Source organism: Williamsia muralis (genome assembly GCF_051487485.1).
In the GTDB taxonomy this organism is placed as follows: domain Bacteria; phylum Actinomycetota; class Actinomycetes; order Mycobacteriales; family Mycobacteriaceae; genus Williamsia; species Williamsia muralis_B.
Genome location: NZ_JAHVCV010000005.1, coordinates 175,463 through 193,201, shown reverse-complemented (window position 1 = coordinate 193,201; position 17,739 = coordinate 175,463). Strand labels below are relative to the sequence as shown.

General features: G+C 63.8%; 19 protein-coding genes. 11 read left to right on the top strand and 8 right to left on the bottom strand.

All coding sequences use genetic code 11. From position 1 onward, the window contains the following. Positions 1-116 precede the first annotated feature (116 nt). The 4 genes from KXR83_RS15190 (at position 117) to KXR83_RS15175 (ending at position 3,690) form a co-directional block, all read left to right on the top strand. The gene (locus KXR83_RS15190; RefSeq protein WP_437425525.1) at positions 117-656 is read left to right on the top strand and encodes a hypothetical protein; all 540 of its coding nucleotides are present in this window, start codon (positions 117-119) and stop codon (positions 654-656) included. 11 nt (positions 657-667) lie between these two features. After that, the gene (locus tag KXR83_RS15185) at positions 668-1,837 is read left to right on the top strand and encodes a zinc-dependent alcohol dehydrogenase (protein ID WP_437425524.1); all 1,170 of its coding nucleotides are present in this window, start codon (positions 668-670) and stop codon (positions 1,835-1,837) included. 77 nt (positions 1,838-1,914) lie between these two features. Beyond that, the gene (locus KXR83_RS15180; protein WP_437425523.1) at positions 1,915-2,367 is read left to right on the top strand and encodes a DUF4262 domain-containing protein; all 453 of its coding nucleotides are present in this window, start codon (positions 1,915-1,917) and stop codon (positions 2,365-2,367) included. Positions 2,368-2,433: 66 nt separating this feature from the next. Beyond that, a complete protein-coding gene (locus tag KXR83_RS15175; RefSeq protein WP_437425522.1) occupies positions 2,434-3,690 on the top strand; it encodes a vWA domain-containing protein in 1,257 nt (418 codons plus the stop codon). Between the two features lie 80 nt (positions 3,691-3,770). Here KXR83_RS15175 and KXR83_RS15170 read toward each other — a convergent pair whose 3' ends face one another. Together KXR83_RS15170 and KXR83_RS15165 are read right to left on the bottom strand one after the other, a co-directional pair. Next, entirely contained in the window at positions 3,771-4,538 is a 768-nt protein-coding gene (locus KXR83_RS15170) for an ABC transporter permease (RefSeq protein WP_437425521.1), read from the bottom strand. 44 nt (positions 4,539-4,582) lie between these two features. Then, positions 4,583-5,566 (bottom strand): ABC transporter ATP-binding protein, encoded by a 984-nt coding sequence (locus tag KXR83_RS15165; protein WP_437425520.1) that lies wholly within the window; start codon positions 5,564-5,566, stop codon positions 4,583-4,585. A 99-nt stretch (positions 5,567-5,665) separates the two neighbouring features. On the opposite strand from KXR83_RS15165, the gene KXR83_RS15160 reads away from it, so the two are divergent. After that, entirely contained in the window at positions 5,666-6,631 is a 966-nt protein-coding gene (locus tag KXR83_RS15160; protein ID WP_437425519.1) for a helix-turn-helix transcriptional regulator, read from the top strand. Here KXR83_RS15160 and KXR83_RS15155 read toward each other — a convergent pair. From KXR83_RS15155 to KXR83_RS15140, 4 genes are all read right to left on the bottom strand, one after another. Next, positions 6,628-7,350 carry an HAD family hydrolase gene (locus tag KXR83_RS15155; RefSeq protein ID WP_023953857.1) on the bottom strand — a complete coding sequence of 241 codons (723 nt, stop codon included), beginning with the start codon at positions 7,348-7,350 and terminating at the stop codon, positions 6,628-6,630. The genes KXR83_RS15160 and KXR83_RS15155 overlap by 4 nt on opposite strands. A gap of 3 nt (positions 7,351-7,353) precedes the next feature. Beyond that, positions 7,354-8,871 (bottom strand): catalase, encoded by a 1,518-nt coding sequence (locus KXR83_RS15150; protein ID WP_437425518.1) that lies wholly within the window; start codon positions 8,869-8,871, stop codon positions 7,354-7,356. 153 nt (positions 8,872-9,024) lie between these two features. Next, entirely contained in the window at positions 9,025-9,843 is an 819-nt protein-coding gene (locus tag KXR83_RS15145) for a potassium channel family protein (protein WP_437425517.1), read from the bottom strand. 154 nt (positions 9,844-9,997) lie between these two features. Beyond that, entirely contained in the window at positions 9,998-11,407 is a 1,410-nt protein-coding gene (locus tag KXR83_RS15140) for a cation:dicarboxylate symporter family transporter (protein WP_437425516.1), read from the bottom strand. Positions 11,408-11,518: 111 nt separating this feature from the next. On the opposite strand from KXR83_RS15140, the gene KXR83_RS15135 reads away from it, so the two are divergent. The 4 genes from KXR83_RS15135 to KXR83_RS15120 all read left to right on the top strand — a co-directional run bounded on the left by KXR83_RS15135 (position 11,519) and on the right by KXR83_RS15120 (position 14,516). Further along, on the top strand, positions 11,519-13,081 hold the full coding sequence (locus tag KXR83_RS15135; protein ID WP_437425515.1) for a sensor histidine kinase: 1,563 nt from the start codon (positions 11,519-11,521) through the stop codon (positions 13,079-13,081). Then, positions 13,078-13,770, top strand: a complete 693-nt coding sequence (locus KXR83_RS15130) for a response regulator (protein WP_437425514.1) — start codon at positions 13,078-13,080, stop codon at positions 13,768-13,770. Before KXR83_RS15135 ends, KXR83_RS15130 begins: the two co-directional genes overlap by 4 nt. Before the next feature lie 152 nt (positions 13,771-13,922). Continuing rightward, positions 13,923-14,180: a hypothetical protein gene (locus KXR83_RS15125; protein ID WP_437425513.1), complete on the top strand. Its 258-nt coding sequence runs from the start codon at positions 13,923-13,925 to the stop codon at positions 14,178-14,180. Between the two features lie 102 nt (positions 14,181-14,282). Next, positions 14,283-14,516 (top strand): three-helix bundle dimerization domain-containing protein, encoded by a 234-nt coding sequence (locus KXR83_RS15120; RefSeq protein ID WP_023953870.1) that lies wholly within the window; start codon positions 14,283-14,285, stop codon positions 14,514-14,516. Between the two features lie 32 nt (positions 14,517-14,548). On the opposite strand, the gene KXR83_RS15115 is transcribed toward KXR83_RS15120, so the two are convergent. Next, positions 14,549-14,716 carry a hypothetical protein gene (locus KXR83_RS15115; RefSeq protein WP_157366799.1) on the bottom strand — a complete coding sequence of 56 codons (168 nt, stop codon included), beginning with the start codon at positions 14,714-14,716 and terminating at the stop codon, positions 14,549-14,551. Positions 14,717-15,295: 579 nt separating this feature from the next. Here KXR83_RS15115 and KXR83_RS15110 point away from each other — a divergent pair. Further along, positions 15,296-15,775 carry a nucleoside deaminase gene (locus KXR83_RS15110; RefSeq protein WP_437425512.1) on the top strand — a complete coding sequence of 160 codons (480 nt, stop codon included), beginning with the start codon at positions 15,296-15,298 and terminating at the stop codon, positions 15,773-15,775. 48 nt (positions 15,776-15,823) lie between these two features. Here KXR83_RS15110 and KXR83_RS15105 read toward each other — a convergent pair whose 3' ends face one another. Next, positions 15,824-16,561 carry a GntR family transcriptional regulator gene (locus tag KXR83_RS15105; protein WP_437425511.1) on the bottom strand — a complete coding sequence of 246 codons (738 nt, stop codon included), beginning with the start codon at positions 16,559-16,561 and terminating at the stop codon, positions 15,824-15,826. 169 nt (positions 16,562-16,730) lie between these two features. On the opposite strand from KXR83_RS15105, the gene KXR83_RS15100 reads away from it, so the two are divergent. Continuing rightward, a complete protein-coding gene (locus KXR83_RS15100) occupies positions 16,731-17,726 on the top strand; it encodes a BMP family protein (protein ID WP_437425510.1) in 996 nt (331 codons plus the stop codon). The last annotated feature ends 13 nt before the right edge of the window (positions 17,727-17,739 follow it).

Genomic DNA, 17,739 nt, shown 5'->3' with positions numbered 1-17,739 from the left:
AGGACGCTAGGTCTTCGAGCGCACTCGAACGCAAGCCGTCGGCACCGACTGGTTTCCTCGACACGATAGGGGGTAATCGTCGCGCGTCATCCGGGGCAGGGGCAGGAGGAGATGCGATGAACTTCATCGATTCGGCCAGACAGGCTGTGCAGACCTTGGCAGAGGAAGCGACGCAGCGGGGCAAGGAGTTGCTCGGCGAGGCTGCATCGCACAGTGAACCCGCGGGCCCGGTGACGGTCACAGTGGCCGCGGGCCAGGATGCGGTGAGGGCGGTGTGGCGTGACAGTGCCCGACTGTCCCAGGTGTTCGGTGACGTGGCGTCGGTGGGCGAGATCGCCGACGCACGAGCAACATTCACGGTGACCACGCCGCAGGGCGACATCACGCTGAACACAACGGTCATCGACGACGCTGACGGCATCCGGTTCGTGGACTCGTCGTCCAGCTCCCCCGACACCGAGATCGTTGTTGTCCGCCTCACCGACGCGCCGAACGACCTGGGCACCGAGGTGACCCTCCGATTGACGCTTCCAGCACCCGATTTCGCTGCCAAGACAGCCGCTTTCAAGATCCTCTACCGACTGCGCGCCTTGGTGCAGACGGGCGAGATCCCCACCCTCACACCCACCCCGGCTGCCCGGCCGGGCAACCGCTGAACGGAGGCATCATGCGTGCTCTGTGTTGGACCGGCGTCAATCAGCTGAGCGTGGAGACCGTCGACGATCCCACCCTGGTCAATCCGCACGACGCGATCGTCGAGGTGTCGGTGACCACCACGTGTGGGTCGGACCTGCACTTCTTGAGCGGATATCTACCCGGCATGCGCGAGGGCGATGTCATCGGTCACGAGTTCATGGGCCGGGTTGTCGAGGTCGGCGCCGACGTCACCGCCACCACTGTCGGCACGCGGGTCGTGGTCCCCTCGTTCATCGCCTGCAGCAATTGCTGGTACTGCAATCACGAGCAGTATTCGCTGTGCGACACCACCAACCCCAACGCGGATCTCCAGCGGCCACTGCTGGGATACCCCACCGGCGGGATCTACGGCTACACACATCCTTTCGGCGGATACCAGGGATCGCACGCCCAATACATCCGGGTACCGTTCGCCGACCAGAACTGCTTCACCGTTCCCGACGGCGTCACCGACGAGCAAGCACTCTTCGTGTCCGACGCCATCCCCACCGGCTACATGGGCGCCGACTTCTGCGACCTCTCACCAGGAGACACGGTGGCGGTGTGGGGATCGGGCGGGGTCGGCATGATGGCGGCGGCCAGCGCCCGACTGCTCGGCGCGGAACGCATCATCGTCATCGACCGGATACCGGAACGGCTGCAGATGGCTCGCACCTTCGTCCAGGCCGAGACCATCGACTACACCGAGGTCGACAGCGTCCCGGAAACCCTGCGTGAGATGACCGGTGGTCGTGGACCCGATGCCGTCATCGAAGCCGTGGGCATGGAAGGTCACGGGACCGGCGTGCAGCAGGTCTACGACAAGGCCAAGCAGGCGCTGCGCCTCGAGACCGACCGGGCAACCGCTCTGCGTGAGGCGATCTACGCGGTGCGAAAGGGCGGCACCGTGTCGGTGTTGGGTGTCTACGGCCTCACCGACAAGTTCCCGATGGGCATGATGCTCAACAAGGGCCTGACGATGAGGGCGGCGCAGCAGCACGGCCAGCGTTACGTCCCGCGACTGCTCGACCACATCGAACAACGCCGCCTCGACCCCACCTTCCTCATCACCCACGACATGCCACTCGAGGATGCCGCCGATGGCTACATGAAGTTCAAAGAGAAGTCGGACAACTGCGTACGGGCCATCTTCCGTCCGTGAGCAAAGGCTTTGTCAGAGGCTGGCGTTAACCTCCCGGCACAACGATCTGCACCAGCCAGACAGCCAAGGAGGACGCCATGCGTCAGCAATCCGATCCGGTCGATTTCGCACACCGCGCGATTGCCAAGCGCTACTGGACGGTCACCGCGGTACGTGCGGCTGTCCAGGTCGGATTCCCGTCGCTCGCCTACACCACCGGGCTGACCTCGCTGGCGCACCCCGAGCTGATCATCTACGGACTCGAACCGGGCACCGCCGGATCCATCCTGAACACCGTCGGACACCGGATCGCACGAGCCGGAGGCAGCCTCACCGCCGGTGAACGCCTGTCGGGTTTCTTCGACCACGACCTGGACCTGGTGGCCATCGAAGCACTCACCACATCAGACCTGCGCGTCGCGAACCGCGTCTACGGCAGTGTGTCGGCCTGGCAACTGGTCTGGCCGGATTCGGCAGGGCTCTACCCGTGGAGTGCCGGCTACGGCATCGCCAAGACCGTGCAGCCTCTGGCGGGTCTGCCTGCTGCATGACCTCGAATCGACTGATGGGCCGACATCGGATGCGTCCTCGGCGCACCACCACCGATACTGATCGCCATGGTCACCCTGTCGCGAGGCGCTAACACAACCATCACTTCCGGTGTTCTCACTGTCGCGGTCACCGGAGCCGCGCCCGGCACGGTTGACGTGATGGCGTTTCTTCTCGGCGACAACCACAAGACGCGGATCGATTCCGATTTCATCTTCTTCAACCAGCCGCAGTCGACCGATGGTGCGGTTGTGCTGTCGGGTGGCACCACCCTGACGGTCGACCTCGCGAGGGTGCCTGCAGACGTCCACACCGTGGCCGTTGCGGTCGCCTGCGACGACGGGTATCCGTCTCCCCTGTCGGCGCTACCCGCTCTGGCCGCCTCTGCGAGCGGCACCGGTTTCCAGATCGAGCTACCCGCAGCCGGGTTGAGTACCGAACGTGCCGCGGTATTGGGCGAGATCTATCGGCGGGGCGGTGAGTGGAAGATCCGCAATGTCAGCGCCGGATGGGATCGCGGCTTCGCCGATCTGGTTCGGGAACACGGCGTCGAGGTCGATGACGAACCCGCGGCCACAACGCCCGCCCCGGAGGTCGCGGCGATGAGATCTGTTGCGGGCGAGGAGAAACTCTCCCTCGACAAGCGCCAGCGCCTCGACATGCGCAAGCGTGAGGTGCACAAGGTACTGCTCAGCAAGAATGCGACCGGCGTCCGAGCCCGGGTGATCCTTGTCATCGACAAGACCGGCAGTATGTCCAGGCAATACTCCGGCCGGGTGGTGCACCGCGTGGTCGAACGGATGCTGGCGGTAGCCACCCAGATCGACGACGACGGCCAGTTGGAGCCGTACATGTACGCCCGTGATTTCGCGCGTGTCCCCGACATCAGCGTGACCAATGTCGAATCCTGGACCGAGGAGTTCCTCCACCTGTCGGGTCTTCACGGAGGCATCGACTACGACGCGATCGGAGCCTCCAACGATGAACTGCCGATCATGAACGAGATCCTGAACACGGTTGTCCCCGGACGGCCGGTCCTTGTCCTCTTCTTCACCGACGGCGGCTTCCGCAAAAAGGGACCTATCAGCGAGCTGATGCGTGCCGCGTCGAGCGCTCCGGTGTTCTGGCAGTTCGTCGGGATCGGCAGGGCCAACTACGGAGTCCTCGAACGACTCGACGACATGGAGGGCCGCGTCGTGGACAACGCGGGCTTCTTTGCACTCGACGACATCGACCAGGTGTCCGACGACGATTTGTACCAGCGCCTGCTCTCGGAGTTCCCTGATTGGATGCGGGCAGCCAAGGCCGCAGCCATCCTCCCTTAGGAAGACCGAAACGACGGTGTGGCCTTGTCACGCACTCCGCCAGGGAGTTTGCGCGTGACAAGGCCACATCTCGTGATGGATCAGCTGCGCGACGCCGCACTGATCGCCCGCACACCTGCGGCAATTCCACCGACGGCCACGATGAAGGCCGCGACCACACCGGAAAGCACCGTCTTGGTGTCGAAGTCCCCGACGAACAGCGCGCGCTCTGCTTCCACCACATAGTGCAACGGGTTGATGTTCACCAGCACCTTCATCCATCCCGGCGCGTCATCGAGCGGGAGCATCGTGCCCGATAAGATCAGCATCGGGAACATCAGCGTCTGCTGCACCGTCCAGAACACCCAATCCTGTTCGCGCACAGCCAGAGCCAACGTGTAGGACAGTGCCCCGAGTCCGACGCCGAACACACCGAGGATGAGGATGCCGATGGCCGCGCCCCCGAGGTTGATGTCGAAACCCAACGGCAGACCGACGAGCAAGATGATGACGGCCTGCGCTGCGAGCGGCACCATTTCCTTCAGCGCGCGTCCGATCAGCAACGAGCTGCGGCTCAATGGCGTGACGAGCATCCGCTCATGACTGCCCGAGTGGATCTCGTCCATCAGGTTGGAGCCGGTCATCGACGTGCCGAAGATCGCGATCATCGCCAGCACACCCGGGATGAACCAGTTCCATACATTGCCCGAATCACCGGCACCCGGAACATCTTTCAGAAGCGGGCCGAACAGGGCAAGCAGGATCAGTGGCTGCACGAGACTGAAGATCACGGTAAACGGATCCCGGACCGTCGGCCGCAATTCACGGGTCAGAACGATGGAACTGTCGCGGATGATTGATGTTGTCATCGGTTTCTCCTGGGGACTTGGCAAGGGGTTTGAGGGAAAGGTGTTCAGAGGGCTGCGGTTTCGCGCAGGCTTCGTCCGGTGAGTGAGAGGAAGACGTCGTCGAGGGTAGGGCGCGTCGAGGATGCACTACGTACCGCAACAGATCTGGCTGCAGCTGCGGTGATCACCTGGGGAAGCACCTTGTCGGCACCGACAACCTGCAGTTCGACGGACTCGCCGGCCACCTCGGCGCTGCGTACCGCATCGATCGAGGTGGCGATCCGGGCCAGTTCTGCGGCACCGTCGGAGGAGTCGGCGGTGAGGCTGATGCTGTCGCCGGCCAGAGTGTCCTTGAGCGCCGCAGCAGAGTCGTCGGCGATGACCGTGCCCTTGTCGATGACCACCACTCGCTCGGCCATCGCGTCGGCCTCGTCGAGGTAGTGCGTGGTCAGCACGATCGTGGCACCGGTCTCCGCGCGCAACCGCTGGATGTGCGTCCACAGGTTGGCCCGGCTCTGTGGATCCATGCCTGTGGTCGGTTCATCGAGGAAGATCACCGGAGGCCGGTGCACGATGCCGAGCGCGATGTCGAGTCGGCGACGCTGGCCACCCGAGAGAGTGCTCACCTTTCGGTTCTCCATCCCCGTGAGGTCGAGAGCCGCGATCAATTCGTCTGCGCGAAGGGAACTCTCGGCTTTTCCGAACCCGTAGCACAGACCCTGGGTGATGAGTTCTTCACGCACGCGCTGGTTGTTGCCACCACCGTTGCCCTGGCCCACGTAGCCGATCTTGCGCCGGACCGCATCGGGCTCGTCGGCGATGTTGTGGCCGGCCAGCCACGCCGCGCCGGACGTGGGCCGCAACAGTGTGGTGATCATCCGCAACGTGGTGGACTTGCCCGCCCCGTTGGGCCCGAGGAATGCGACGAGTTCCCCCTCCTTCACCGCCAGATCGATGCCCTTGACTGCTTCGACGGTGCTCTTGCCCTGTTTGAAGGTCTTGGTCAGGCCCACCATCTCAATGGCCGGTATGTCGTGTGTCTGAGTCATCTCTGTTGTCCTCCCGGAATGAGTCGCGAACTGCGATGAGGAGAACCTATGACCCATTGCGGACAGTAACGGTCCGCAATATCTGGCATTGTCGAAAACATGTTGGATACCTCAGCGCGACTACTCCGGCTCCTGAGCCTGCTTCAGACCCGCAAGGACTGGTCGGGAGCAGACCTGGCGGACCGGCTCGGCATCACCACCCGCACAGTGCGCCGCGACATCGACCGGCTACGCGAACTGGGGTATCCGGTGGACGCCAGTGTGGGTGTCGGCGGCGGGTACCAACTCGGCGCCGGAGCCGAGATGCCACCGCTGCTTCTCGACGATCACGAGGTGCTGGCGGTGGCATTGAGTCTCGGCGCCGGCGCAGCCAACTCGGTCAGCGGCCTCGATGAGGCGTCGGTGCGCGCGATGTCGAAGTTGCGTCAGGTGATGCCGTCGCGGCTTCGGCACCGGCTCGATTCGCTGCAGGTCGACGCCACCCCCACCCGAACCCGAGTGGCTGTGGATGCCGGCGTTCTCGCCGACGTCGCGGCGGTCTGTCACCGGCACGAGCGACTACGGTTCGACTACAAGGCCCGTGACGGGGCAGAGAGCAGGCGTGAAGTGGAGCCCTACCGCCTGGTTCGCAGTGGCGCACGGTGGTACCTGCTCGCGAGGGACCTCGGCCGCGATGACTGGCGTTCGTTTCGCCTCGACCGGCTCACCCCGAAAATACCGACGGGCCCGCGCTTTTCACCCCGGCCGCTGCCCGAAGGCGGCGCCGCGGCGTTCATCGCACGCAGCCTGGGGTCCGTGTACCGCCAGGCCAATGCGCGGGTGCAGATACACAGTCCAGTCGAAAAGGTCGCCGACATGGTCGACGCCGAGTGGGGCGTGGTGGAATCCGGCGACACCGACAGCTGCGAGGTACAGCTCTACGGCCAGTCCGTCGCGTCGATCGCACGGTGGCTGTACGCGTTCGACGCCGATTTCACAGTTCTGTCGCCCACCGAACTGCGCGACGAATGTGTGTCACTCGCCGAGTACCACCTTCGTGTTGCCGAGCGTTACCGCAACGCCTAACGCCGGCTTCCGGGTGAGGCGCACAACCCATCGACGGTCTTGGCGAGGTCGTCCGCGAGATGGCGCGCGTCCTGGAACACCCGCTTGGCGCCGGCGCCCCGGAGCGCATCGCCGCCGATGCCGCCGGTCAGCACGGCCACCGAACGAACGCCGACCTTTGTTGCCGCGATGGCATCCCACGTGGCGTCACCGACCATGACCGCGTTCGAGGCACTCACCCCGGCGCGCTCCACCGCGATCTTCACCACGGTCGCGTCGGGTTTGGCGGTCTCCACGTCTTCCCCGGAGGTCACCGCATCGATGTGGTCCTCCACCTCGAGCAGATCACGCAGGATCTCCAGCTCCTGTTGCGGCGCCGAAGTCGCAAGGACCACAACGTATCCGAGCTCTTTGGCGCGTCTGACGACGTCGCGCCCACCGGGCAAGATGGTCAACGAATCGGAACGACGAAGATAGGCCTCGGTGTGTTTGCTCGACGCCGCATCGGCCAGATCCGACCTCCCCGGCGCGTCCGCTCCCACTCCCGCGATGTCCAGGAGCTCATCAACCAGGAGCGACCCGTCCATCCCGATGCGGCGGTGGATCTCCCAGTGGGGAACGGTGAGATCCACCTCGGCCAGCGCCTCATGCCAGGCCGCGACGTGGGCGTACACCGAGTCCACGAGGGTGCCGTCGATGTCGAAAAGGACCGCCAGTTTCCCGTGATCGATCTCCGCCATGCCCTACGCCTTCTGTTGCATGCCGGAACGAGCCGGATTGCCCTGGTCCGCGGCCTTGGGATCGGACTCCTCGGCCTTGGACTCCACACCGTCCCGGATCGCCTTGCCGACACCGGGGTCGATGCGCTGCCAGTACTCGAAGGCCCGGCTGAGCACCGGCTCCTCCACTCCGTTCAGCAGATGGCCGACGACGTTGTCCACCAACCGATCCCGGGCATCCTGATCCATCACCTCTCGGATGAGCGTGCCCGCCTGACCGAAGTCGTCGTCCTGCGGGTGGTCGACGTATGCGGTGCGCACGATGTCACCATCGGCCGCCCAGCCCGGCTCGCCCTGGAAGTCGCTACGCGCGGCAGGTCCGCCTTTGGAGTTGGGTGCGTACACGGGATCGGACACGTTGGTGACCCGCATCGCGCCGTCCTTGGAGTAGCTGTGCACCGGATACTTCGAGGCGTTGACCGGAATCTGCTTGTAGTTCACGCCGATTCGGTAGCGGTGTGCATCCGCGTAGGCAAACGAGCGCGCCAGCAACATGCGGTCCGGACTCAGCCCGATCCCCGGGACGAGGTTGTTGGGCTCGAATGCGGCCTGCTCGATCTCGGTGTGATGGTCGGTGGGGTTGCGGTCGAGCTTCATCCGGCCGACCTCGATCAGCGGATAGTCGTCGTGGGGCCAGACCTTTGTCAGATCGAACGGATTGAACCGATACGACGTGGCGTCGTCGAACGGCATCAGCTGTACCTTCATGGTCCACGTCGGGAAGTCGCCGCCATCAATGGCCTCGTACAGATCACGGGTGTGGTAATCGGTGTCGGCGGAGGCCATCTGGTCGGCCTCGTCCTGGGTGAACGTCTCGATGCCCTGATCGGTCTTGAAGTGGTACTTCACCCAGTGCTTTGCACCGGAGCTGTTCACCCAGAGATAGGTGTGGGAGCTGTAACCGTTCATATGCCGCCAGGTCCGCGGAATCCCGCGGTCCCCCATCAGCCAGGTGACCTGATGCGCCGACTCCGGGGACAGGGTCCAGAAGTCCCATTGCATGTCGTGGTCACGTAAGTTGTTGTCCGCGCGGCGCTTCTGTGACCGGATGAAGTGCTGGAACTTCAGCGGGTCCTTGATGAAGAAGACCGGCGTGTTGTTGCCGACCATGTCATAGACACCCTCGCTGGTGTAGAACTTGAGCGCGAAGCCGCGGGGGTCCCGCCAGGTGTCGGGGCTTCCACGCTCGCCCGCCACGGTGGAGAATCTCGCGGCCATCTCGGTGACGGTGCCCGGCTGGAAGACCGCTGCGCAGGTGTATTCGGACACATCAGCGGTGACCTCGAACGATCCGAACGCGCCACTGCCCTTCGCGTGGGGCTGCCGTTCGGGCACTCGCTCGCGGTTGAACTGGGCCATCTGCTCGATCAGGTAATGATCGTGCAGCACGATGGGACCACCGGCGCCTACCGTCAGCGAATGCTCATCGCTGGTGACCGGCGCACCGGAATCCGTTGTCGTATTGAACCGTTCGTGTGCCATGCGCGCCTCCAGGGCTTGCTGTTCGATCGGTCGGTCGGCCCGGGGGCTACAGGCCGACTCTTCGTAGCCTAGCGACTGGCCAACCGCTTTTCACTGCTTCGACGGTCGCCGGTCCGCCGATCCGCGCTACGACCAGCGGCTTCTTCGCGCGGGTCACGGCCGATGTTCGGCGTCGGCCGTGCCGACGACCGCGGCATCGGTCGCCGATGCCGGGTGCGGCGGTGGCGCGAGCCGGGCGATGTCGGCCCGCAGGTCGCGGACCTCGTCGTGCAGCGCGTCGATCTGACGCTTGGTTGCCGCGAGATTGGCTTCGTCGGTCTCGTTGACGCGTTCGACGATCCAGGTGGCGATGCTGGCCGTGACGACGCCGATCAGGCTGATACCACCGATCATCAGGCCGACCGCGATCATCCTCCCGGTGAGCGTGGTCGGCGCGTAGTCGCCGTAGCCGATGGTGGTGACCGTGGTGATGGACCACCACAGCGCGTCTTCGAAGTTGCGGATCGTGGCGTCGTCGCTTCCCCGCTCGGTGTCGAGGATGGCCAGCGACGCGACGAAGATCAGCATCAGGCAAGCAACAACCGTGTACGCCAGTACCCGTCCGCGGATTGCCTGACCCGCAACGCGATGGAGTACGGCAAGTACCGCGAGCAGGCGCAGTAGACGTAGCGGACGCAAGACGGGTAGCGCGACGATCAGCAACTCCGGGAGGTGCCGGACGAACCAGCGGAGACGTTCACCCGCAAGACCGAGCCGAACGAGGTAGTCGATGACAAAGCTGGCCCAGGTGACGAAGATGACGGCCTCGAGGACGTCCTCCGCCGTTCCACCCGGTTGGGCGAGTACTTCGACGGCGTAGCAGAGCACAAACAAGACTCCGGCGATGGCCAGCGGCCACTCGGTCAGATGGATCCACCGGTCCTGCTGTGAGATCGCAGGGCTGTGCGTGCCATCGTCGACCTCTGTGGCCACCTGGTCCCCTCACGTCGCGAACGCCCTCCCGATGGGTGTGACCCCACGCGGGCTGTTCGATTCGCCCATTTCAGCAAACAGTCGACGGTCACCGCATGAAAACAGCTGTGCCGCGGACCAGCGGTCCGCGGCACAGCGTTGCCAGAGGTGAGACTCAGGCAGTCACCGGCTTCTTCGTGGTGTCCACCTTTGTGCCGGAGTCGTCGTCGTCTTTGTCCCAGCTGTCGTGACCGTCGTCGACCATCGTCAGTTCGTCGAACGGATCGTCACCGCGCAGCACGGTGTCGACCTTTTCCTTGTCGATCGTCTTTGTCCATGAACCGACCAACATGGTTGCCACGGCGTTGCCGGAGAAGTTGGTCACCGCACGCGCTTCGGACATGAACCGGTCGATTCCGACGATGATCCCGACGCCGTCGAGGAGTTCGGGACGGTGGCTCTGCAGACCACCGGCGAGAGTGGCCAGGCCCGCGCCGCTGACGCCGGCTGCTCCCTTGGAGGCAACGATCATGAAGACCAGCAGCGAGATCTGCTCCCCGAGCGAGAGCGGCTGACCCATGGCATCGGCCACGAACAGCGAGGCCATGGTCAGGTAGATTGCCGTGCCGTCGAGGTTGAACGAATAGCCGGTCGGGACAACAACTCCGACAGTGGTGCGTTCGACGCCGAGGTGCTCCATCTTGGCGATCAGCCGCGGCAACGCCGACTCCGACGACGAGGTGGCGAAGATCAAGAGATATTCACGGGCGAGGTAGCGCACCAACTTGAAGATCGACACGCCTGCGACAAAGCGAAGGAGCAGGCCGAGGATCCCGAAGACGAAGATCACGCATGTGACATAGAAGCCGAGCATCAACGTCAGTAGTTCGGTGACCGCACTCCAACCGGTTTGGCCGACGACGTTCGCGATCGCGCCGAAAGCACCGATCGGGGCGAGCCACAGCACCATGGCGAGCACCTTGAACACGATCTTCTGCAGCGTCTCGATGGCCCGCAGCGCGGATTCGCCCGACTTGCCGAGACTCTGGATGGCGAAGCCGACCAGCAGTGCGATGAACAGGGTCTGCAGCACACTGCCTTCGGTCAGTGCCGAGAGCATCGAGGTCGGGATGATCGACTGGATGAAGTCGATCGTGCCGCCCGATTCGTGGGCCTTGTCGGCGAGTTCGGTGCCCTTGCCCATCGCGGAAGGGTCCAGGGTCAGCCCATCACCGGGCTTGAGCAGATTGCCGACCACGAGTCCGATCGCCAGCGCGACCGTGGACATTCCGAGGAAGTAGGCGAACGCCAGGCCTCCCACCTTTCCGACGGTGGCGGCAGCGCGCACCGACCCGATGCCGAGGACGATGGTGCAGAAGATGACCGGGCTGATCATCATCTTGATCAGGCTGACGAACATCGTGCCGAGGACCCCGACCTCTTTGCCGACTTCGGGGGCCAGGATGCCGACCAGGACACCGGCGATCACGGCCACGATCACCGCGATGTACAGCCAATGCGTTCGATCGCGTCGTTTCGGAACGGCGGCGTCCCCGTCGGTCTGACGATCGTGTGTGGTTGTCATGATCGGACTTCCTTCTGACTGGTGGCAACAATAGGTCTGCAAGGATGGTGTTCCACGGGGGTGAGCCAGGTCACTATTTAGTTCATTACGTTCAACCGACGGAGAGGTTTCATGGCCAGGTTGGTGCCCCGTTCACTTGCCGGCCAAACGTTTGTGCTGCAACTGGTCGTGATCGCGGTGATGGTCGTGGGCGGCAGCGCGCTGGCGATCGTCGACGCGAGACGTGACGGTGACGCTGCGGCGCGGTTGCAGGTGACCGGCATCGCCAGCGCGCTGGCCGAATCGCCGGCAACCGCGGCGGCCATCGAATCCGGGACCGCGCCCGCGGTGCTGCAACCGGTGACCGAACGGGTTCGGGCAGATACCCAGATCGCGTTCATCACGATCATGGCGCCCGACCGGACGCGATTCACCCACACGAATCCCGAACTCATCGGCCGGCCGTACCTCGGGACCATCGAGCCGGCGTTGCAGGGCCGCACCTTCACCGAGGTCTACACCGGCACTCTCGGTCCGTCGATCCGCGCCGTCGCGCCGGTGCGCTCGTCGTCCGGCGAGGTCGTCGGACTGGTGTCGGCGGGGATCACCCAGCAGACGCTGTTCTCGCGCTGGCAGCAGCAGTTGCCGCAGATCCTGCTGATCGCCGCCGGCGCGCTACTCGTGTCCCTCGTCGGCATCTGGGCGATTCGCCGTCGCCTGCTGCGGCAGACACATGGGTTGGCTCCCACCGAACTGCAGGTGATGTATGAACATCACGACGCCATCCTTCACTCGGTGTCGGAAGGATTGATCGTGCTGGATCGACATGGCGTGGCCCTGGCCAATGACGAGGCTCGTCGCCTGCTGGCACTGCCTTCCGGCGAGGTGGACAAAGACAGCCTGCCCGCATTTCTAAGGTCATACTCCCCCGGCGCACGCGATGAAGTCCATGTGACGGGCGACCGGGTACTGGTGGTCAACAGATCTCGCGTTCCCGGCAATCGGTCGCCGGAGACCGAGGTGGTGACCATTCGTGATCGGACCGAATTGCAGGGCGCTCTGGGCGAACTCGACTCGATGAAGGTGTTCACCGAATCGCTGCGATCACAGGCTCACGAATCGGCGAATCGCCTGCACACCATCGTGACGCTGGTGGAGATGGGACGCGGCGACGAGGCCATCCGCTTCGCCACCACCGAATTGGAGTTGTCGCAGCAATTGGTCGACCGGCTGTCCGAATCGGTCGGTGAACCCGCACTGGCCGCCCTGTTGCTGGGCAAGAGCGCTCAGGCCGATGAACGGGGTATCGAGTTGACGATCACCGACGACACAGTGATCCCCTCGGACAACGAGCACGCTGTCTTGTCGGGCCAAGAACTCGTCACCGTGGTGGGCAACCTCGTCGACAACGCCTTGGATGCATGCGACCGTTCCGACCCCTGGGTGGAGGTGACCGTACGGCAAGATGGCGAACATCTGCTGATCCAGGTCGCCGACAGCGGCCCGGGAATGGACGCCGAGGAATTCGGCAAAGCGAGGCAGCGCGGGTACTCCACCAAGTCCGGTGGCGAAGCAGGCAGGCGCGGACTGGGTTTGGCGCTCGTGTCCCAGGTTGTCGATCGCCACGAAGGCACCCTCACCGCCGAGGTGACCTACGGATCGGTTGTCACCGTCACCTTCGGGCCGCGAGCATGATCAACGTTCTCATCGTCGAAGACGAACCACTGATCGCCGAGGCCCACCGCACGTATCTGGGTCGAATCGACGGCTTTTCCGTTGTCGCCGTGGTGCATACGGCGCAGGACGCCATGCGATCGGCCGCAGAGGCCGCGACGACGACAACACCCATCGACCTCGTACTGCTCGATCTGGGCCTGCCCGACGCCAGCGGGATCGACCTGGCATCGGCACTGTCAGGGTTACGGCCGGCCCCCGACATCATCGCCATCACGTCCGAACGAGATCTGGAGATGGTGCGCGCCGCCGTGGCACACGGGGCGCTGGCGTACCTGCTCAAACCGTTCACGTTCGCCGCTTTCCGCGATCGACTCGAGCGGTACCAGCGTTATCGACAGGCGTTGCCCGCGGGCACCGACGCGGCCAGTCAGATCGAGGTCGACCGGGCGATCGCCGAATTGCGGGGCACCACAGACAAATCCGCGGCCCCGAAAGGCGCGGCACCCGGCACCACCGACGAGATAGCCCGCCGGATCCGCGACAGTCCCGAAGGTCTCACCGCCGCCGAGGCCGCCACCCAGGTCGGGGTGTCGCGGGTGACGGCCTGGCGTTATCTCGAACGCCTGGCCGACGAGGGAACCTTGTCGCGCCACACGGATTACGGCAATGCCGGTCGGCCCAAGATCCGCTACCAGTGGCGGCGCTGAATCGGGGCAACGGGCACGTACACCGGCGTCGACGTCTGCGGCATGACAGGCAGCGGCGCCTGAGTCGCAGTGTTCGTGTCCGGAATGCCGCGGAGTTTGCCCTCGGCAATCAACGGGTATCTGCCGGATCGAGTCAGATCATGGTCGTAGCTATGAAAGGACATCCGATGGTGTCGGAAACACACGTCCGGGAACTTCTCGAGAGTTCGTTCGAGGATGCGCATCTGATCTTGGAGATGGGCCAGCTGTCGGTCATCGACGGCGCCAGTGCGGAGAAGGATGAGTCGGCGCTGGTGGTCGCCACCGCGCGCGAATTGCGCGAGAGTCATGACGTCGAGCACATCAACGACGAGGAACTGACCTCTATTGCCGCGCTCCTCGACGACCGGATCGCCAAGCTCGGCGCCTAGTCGCCGGATGCGTCACGGCGCATTCGAATAGCGGATGGCGGTCGAGCCAACAGCCCGTGAACAAACTAGAGGGTCCGACGTGCGCGCCGTACGGTCAAAGGTATGAACCCCGAGGATCAAGAGCAGCAGCAGATCGAGCAGATCGCCGACAAACTCGCGGACAAGCACGCGGATGTGCCGACGGAAGCTGTCGCCGAGGTCGTCGAGGATGCGTACCGGAAGTTCGATGGCCAACCAATCCGCGACTTCGTCCCGCTTCTCACCGAACGTCGGGCAGAAGAGGAGCTCGGCGGAAACCCGGTCGCCACGCCTGAGTCCCTCGAAGAATCGAGCTGAGGGCTACTACGTCGAGGAAACGGGAAGCGCCATCACGCGCTTCCCGCGGTCTCCTTCGGCCGACCCGCAGACTGCAGAGCGCGAAGGTCTGCGGCCTCGGCTTCGAGATCTGCGTGACTGATCACGCGCGCCATCACGATGGCGACAAAGATCGAGATCAATACCCAAGCGGCTACGGCGACGCCTATCCATAAGAACACGTCGAAAGTATGGCCCACTATCCCGAATTGGGAAACTGTTCTTTTAAAAGTAATTTCGAATTGATCGTTACGATCAGAGTTTATGATTCTGACGATCAAATCCGATGGATTTCAAAGCCCATTCGAACAATGTCGAATCAGAGTCGAGCCGTGTTCGCACCCTGATCGTCCCACCCTGACAGCCTTCCTGCAACGTTGCCCCTGGCTGGTGAGCCGCAGACCAGCGTGCTGTCTTGCGTTCGGCACCAGCCGGCGTGCGCTCCGCGGGGCCACCTCGCCGTAGCCTCCTGAAGCCGCCGAGTGGCGGTGCAGCCGCCGGTTCATTCGTCTCGCCATCGCGCATCGCCAGACTGACCACGTCGAGCGATTCAATTGCGAACCCTTGCTAAGCGGGTTGAATTGGTTCTGCGAACGAATTAGTCCCCGACCCAAATCGACCTTTACCGACAAAGCCGATTGAACAATTCAGTTTCATCATTCTGGCGATTCAAAACAGGCCTGTGTCAACCGCGGGTCCGTCCAACACCCCCACCGTGGACACACCCGCTCACCGAGTCAGGGTGTCGTACGCTCGCACCTGTGGGCATAACGAACGACGATGTACAGCACCTACGACGATGCGTGGATCTGGCACGCGAAGCACTGGCAGCCGGGGATGAACCCTTCGGTTCGGTGCTCGTGAGCGCAGACGGCCGAACACTTTTCGAAGACCGCAACCGCGTCAAAGACGGCGACAACACCAGGCATCCCGAGCTGACGATCGCGTTGTGGGCAGTGGAGAACATGGAGCCGGCCGCGCGGGCCGCGGCCACGGTGTACACCTCCGGAGAGCACTGCCCGATGTGCGCCGCCGCGCATGCCTGGGTCGGGCTGGGCCGAATTGCCTATGCGGTGTCGTCGTCTCAATTGTCGGCGTGGCTCGCGGAATGGAATGCCCCTCCCTCGCCGGTCGCCGGGCTGCCGATCAACACCGTTGCGCCCCAGTTGCCGGTAGACGGGCCAGCTGATGTCCTGGTCGATGAGATGCGGGCCTTGCACGCACAGCGATTCAGCGTTTAGCCGAAACTCTGTCGCGCTCTCCGACCGGCGGGGTGTGGCACCTACCGCTCAGATCGATTCAGCTCTCGTCCGCCGACGTCCCTTCGTGGCCTCCACCGGATCGATCGACCCGCCCGACCACTCGGCGGCCATCGCAATACTTGCCTGCCGGCCCGAATGAACGTGATGGAAGGCTGATTCGGCCGCACGGTCGGCGTCGTGTGCAGCGATGGCCGCAAGGATTTCTTCGTGTTCGTGGCATTGACGGCCCGGATCGCGGTCTTTGGTGAGATGAAAGAGCCACTGCGTGCGTGCCTCCAGCGGACGCAGTAGCGACTCCAGCAAAGGATTCGCGGACAGATCGACGATCATTTGGTGAAACTTCGCATTGGCGGCTGCGATCGCTGGGCGATCTCGCTTCAACGTCGCGGTACGAGCCGCTTCGAGTTGCTCCGACAGCCGCGCGAGACCCTCCTCGTCAGCACGCTCAGCAGCGAGCCGGGCCGCGAGAACCTCCAGGCTCTCGCGGACGTCGAACAGATCTCGGACATCGTTCTCGCTGAACGGCGACACGATTGCACCCTGTCTCGGCACCAGAACCACCAGTCCGTCCTGCTGCAGCAACTGCAATGCCTCGCGCAGCGGGATACGCGAGACATCGAGTTCAGCGGCGAGATCGCGCTCCACCAGCCTCGACCCCGGAGCCAGCCGCAGATCTACGATCTGGCGCCGAATCTCCTCATACGCGTGCTGGCGCAAAGACTTTCGATCGTTTGCCGAACCCGTCAGCTCTTCTACCGGAGGCATGCCCACCAAGTCCTCTCGCGGATTTCGACTCGTTCAGCCGAGTCTAGCCAGACCCACTTAGCGGTATACCAATAACTAACCGGCTCGTAATCGGATGGAAACACACAGCCCCCACTCTTCTCGTAACGGTATACCGCTAAAACACAGCGGCCGACGATCAGGAGACACGATGAGATTTCGATCCACAACCGTCCGCGTACCGGTGGCGCTGCTCGCGGCCGGAGCCATTGCGGTAGGAATGTCAGGGTGCGGCACTTCGGGCGCCGACGCCAACGACGGGAGCCTGTCCGTCGGAGTCTTCTTCCCCGGCTCGGTCACCGACACCGGGTTCATGGAGTCGGGCTACCTCGGATACCAGAGGGTCGAGCAGGCACTCGGCGACCAGGTTGACCTCAGCTATGTCGAGCAAGTCGCACCAGCCGACTACCAGCAGGCATTGCAGCGCTTCGCATCTGAGAACGAATTGGTCATCTCGGTCGGCGGCCAGACCGACGCCGACGTGCGTAAGATCGCCCCGCAGTTCCCAGACGTGAAGTTCGTCGAAATCGGTGGACCTTCCGACGCCGAACCGATGGACAACCTCGCTTACTACGATCCGCAACAGGCCGAGGCCGAATTCCTCTCCGGCGCAGTGGCAGCGGCCTCATCGACCACCGGAACGGTCGGATTCGTCGGAGGCGTCGAGTTGCCGGCCATCGTCAATGCGGCCAAGGCGTTCTCGAACGGGGCAACGTTTGTCCGGCCCGACGTCAAGGTTCTCAGCCCCCAATACGTCGGCGACTTCAACGATCCCGCCAAAGCCAAACAGGCTGCGGGCACCGCATACGCGGGAGGTGCCAACATCCTCGGTCAGATCGTCAACCTCGGCAAACAAGGCATCGAACAAGCTGCACGCGACTCGGGCAATCGCATGGTCGGTGGACCGATCCCAGGAGATTGCGCAAACCCGGTATACGCAGGTTTCGTTCGCACCGACATCGGGACCGAGATCGAATACGCCGTTTCTTCAACGCTCGACGGCTCGTGGGAGGCCGCACAGGTTCCCTTCGGTCTGACAACAGACAAGGGTGGCAGCGACTTCATCCTCTGCTCGGAGGACCCCGCCACCAAAGCGCTGACCGACGCAAAGGCGGCGCTGACCTCCGGCTCCGTCACGGCATACTGAACCGGCCGACGCG

What these genes read in the sequence shown, in the direction of transcription:
- KXR83_RS15170 (WP_437425521.1), bottom strand. Translation starts at nt 4,538, where the DNA reads ATGACAACATCAATCATCCGCGACAGTTCCATCGTTCTGACCCGTGAA.
- KXR83_RS15125 (WP_437425513.1), top strand. Translation starts at nt 13,923, where the DNA reads ATGAAAGGACATCCGATGGTGTCGGAAACACACGTCCGGGAACTTCTC.
- KXR83_RS15185 (WP_437425524.1), top strand. Translation starts at nt 668, where the DNA reads ATGCGTGCTCTGTGTTGGACCGGCGTCAATCAGCTGAGCGTGGAGACC.
- KXR83_RS15160 (WP_437425519.1), top strand. Translation starts at nt 5,666, where the DNA reads ATGTTGGATACCTCAGCGCGACTACTCCGGCTCCTGAGCCTGCTTCAG.
- KXR83_RS15175 (WP_437425522.1), top strand. Translation starts at nt 2,434, where the DNA reads ATGGTCACCCTGTCGCGAGGCGCTAACACAACCATCACTTCCGGTGTT.
- KXR83_RS15135 (WP_437425515.1), top strand. Translation starts at nt 11,519, where the DNA reads ATGGCCAGGTTGGTGCCCCGTTCACTTGCCGGCCAAACGTTTGTGCTG.
- KXR83_RS15180 (WP_437425523.1), top strand. Translation starts at nt 1,915, where the DNA reads ATGCGTCAGCAATCCGATCCGGTCGATTTCGCACACCGCGCGATTGCC.
- KXR83_RS15150 (WP_437425518.1), bottom strand. Translation starts at nt 8,871, where the DNA reads ATGGCACACGAACGGTTCAATACGACAACGGATTCCGGTGCGCCGGTC.
- KXR83_RS15165 (WP_437425520.1), bottom strand. Translation starts at nt 5,566, where the DNA reads ATGACTCAGACACACGACATACCGGCCATTGAGATGGTGGGCCTGACC.
- KXR83_RS15130 (WP_437425514.1), top strand. Translation starts at nt 13,078, where the DNA reads ATGATCAACGTTCTCATCGTCGAAGACGAACCACTGATCGCCGAGGCC.
- KXR83_RS15105 (WP_437425511.1), bottom strand. Translation starts at nt 16,561, where the DNA reads ATGCCTCCGGTAGAAGAGCTGACGGGTTCGGCAAACGATCGAAAGTCT.
- KXR83_RS15140 (WP_437425516.1), bottom strand. Translation starts at nt 11,407, where the DNA reads ATGACAACCACACACGATCGTCAGACCGACGGGGACGCCGCCGTTCCG.
- KXR83_RS15190 (WP_437425525.1), top strand. Translation starts at nt 117, where the DNA reads ATGAACTTCATCGATTCGGCCAGACAGGCTGTGCAGACCTTGGCAGAG.
- KXR83_RS15120 (WP_023953870.1), top strand. Translation starts at nt 14,283, where the DNA reads ATGAACCCCGAGGATCAAGAGCAGCAGCAGATCGAGCAGATCGCCGAC.
- KXR83_RS15100 (WP_437425510.1), top strand. Translation starts at nt 16,731, where the DNA reads ATGAGATTTCGATCCACAACCGTCCGCGTACCGGTGGCGCTGCTCGCG.
- KXR83_RS15155 (WP_023953857.1), bottom strand. Translation starts at nt 7,350, where the DNA reads ATGGCGGAGATCGATCACGGGAAACTGGCGGTCCTTTTCGACATCGAC.